This window comes from Streptomyces sp. NPDC004647 (assembly GCF_040609575.1).
Taxonomy (GTDB): domain Bacteria; phylum Actinomycetota; class Actinomycetes; order Streptomycetales; family Streptomycetaceae; genus Streptomyces.
Window position 1 is genome coordinate 1 of record NZ_JBEXKU010000198.1, and the last position, 1,964, is coordinate 1,964.

Annotated in this window: 1 protein-coding gene; it reads left to right on the forward strand. The window is 61.2% G+C overall.

Annotated elements, in window-relative coordinates; genetic code table 11:
- Positions 1-593 precede the first annotated feature (593 nt).
- Positions 594-1,859: a group II intron reverse transcriptase/maturase gene (gene ltrA / locus ABZW18_RS34645; protein ID WP_356195472.1), complete on the forward strand. Its 1,266-nt coding sequence runs from the start codon at positions 594-596 to the stop codon at positions 1,857-1,859.
- Positions 1,860-1,964 lie beyond the last annotated feature (105 nt).

The window sequence follows — 1,964 nt, forward strand, 5'->3', positions numbered from 1 at the left end:
GCTGCGTTGGCTGATTGTGTCCTGAACGAGAAAGGGAGTTGGTTGTAGGACAGCTTCTGGAATCGGTGCTGTGCGAGAGATGAAGGAAGGCCCTTCGAAGCCGCCTTGCGGAAGGAGGCTTCAAACCGCCTCATGCCGCGTTAGCCGAAGACTGTCGTGGTGAGCGATGAGGAAAAGGCGTCCAAGAGGCGTCAGGTGGGGATCGGGAAGACGAGTGCAAACGAATCGTTGCTGAAGCGTCGTTAAGCAGACAGATGACATCGAAACCGGGGTCTTTAGCTAACTCCGGGATGAGCCTGGCGGCTATCCGCTTACTGGCCAGGTGGTGTCCGGCGTGTAGACGACGTGAGCCCGGTCTGCCGCTCTCGCATGGAACAGGAGAAGGCGCGCCTCGATACTGTCCTGCCCGTCAGGGGAGGCGAGAGGGAGTGTCCCAAGTGGCGGACACCACAAGGGATCGAGTACCGATGCGGGGAGCGCTGGCGGACCGGTTCGTAGTAGTGATGAAGCTCCTGTAATGGGAGTGGAGCGAAGGGGCCGGGCCATTCGTGACGTGGTTTATCTAGACAACCGGGATTTCCGGGAGGACCTACATGGACGCGTTGAAGTCATCAGGCAAGCCGTTTGATATTTCGAAGCGGGAAGTCTGGGAGGCATACGAAGGAGTGAAAGCAAACAGAGGCGCACCCGGCGTGGACAGTCGGTCCATCGAGGACTTCGAGAAGGATCTGAAGGGCAACCTGTACAAGATCTGGAACCGAATGTCGTCAGGGACCTACTTCCCGCCGCCGGTGCGTGCGGTGGAGATAGCCAAGTCGTCTCCCGGAGGCGGCATGAGGATCTTGGGCGTGCCCACGGTGGCCGACAGAATCGCCCAGACCGTAGTGGCCAGGCATCTCATGGAACGGGTCGAGCCCGTTTTCCATGAAGACTCCTACGGCTACCGGCCCGGACGGTCGGCACTCGATGCGGTGGAACGCTGCCGTCAGCGCTGTTGGAAGAGGGACTGGGTGATCGATCTCGATGTCCAGAAGTTCTTCGACAGCGTCCGGTGGGACCTCATCGTCAAGGCCGTGGAAGCGCACACCGATGCCCGTTGGGTGATTCTTTATGTGAAGCGATGGCTCCAAGCCCCGCTTCAACTGCCCGACGGCACCTTGCAGGTTCGGGACCGAGGAACCCCGCAAGGTTCAGCGGTCTCACCCGTGCTGGCGAACCTGTTCATGCACTACGCGTTCGATACGTGGCTGGCCCGTAAGTGGCCCGGCATCACGTTCGAGCGCTATGCCGACGACGCGGTTGTGCACTGCGTGTCGGAGCGTCAGGCCCGCGAAGTGCTGGCCTCGCTGATGGACAGGATGGAGGAGGTCGGGCTGCGACTGCATCCTGACAAGACCCAGATTGTGTACTGCCGGGATGGTAAGCGCCGACGGCCCTTTGGGCAGACGGAGTTCACCTTCCTCGGGTACACGTTTCGCGCACGCGAAAGCCGGAATAAGCACGGGCGGCGGTCCACGTCGTTCGAGCCGGCGGTCAGCAAGGTAGCTCTGAAGAGGATGAGTGCTGAAGTCCGCAGCTGGCGGCTTCACACCCGGTCCGACCTCTCCTTCGTAGAGCTCGCGCGGCGGATCAATCCGATCGTGCGGGGTTGGATGCAGTACTTTGGCCGGTTCTACCGGTCGGCGCTGACTCCCCTCTTGATGCGCATCAATGCCTACTTGGTGCGGTGGATCCGCCAGAAGTACAAGAAGCTCGCGGCGCTGCGGAAGGCGCTCCAGAAGATGTGGGAGATCGCCGATCGGTATCCCCGCATGTTCGCGCACTGGAGATGGACCACAGTGGCGTCCGTGGCCTGGTGATCAGAGTGGCAAGAGCCGTGTAACGGGAGACTGTTACGCACGGATTCTGTGAGAGCCGGGGGGTGTGATTCCCCCCGGCTACTCGGCAGACCGTCGTGGTGAGCG

Coding starts and splice junctions, on each gene's coding strand:
- ltrA (WP_356195472.1), top strand. CDS start 594: ATGGACGCGTTGAAGTCATCAGGCAAGCCGTTTGATATTTCGAAGCGG.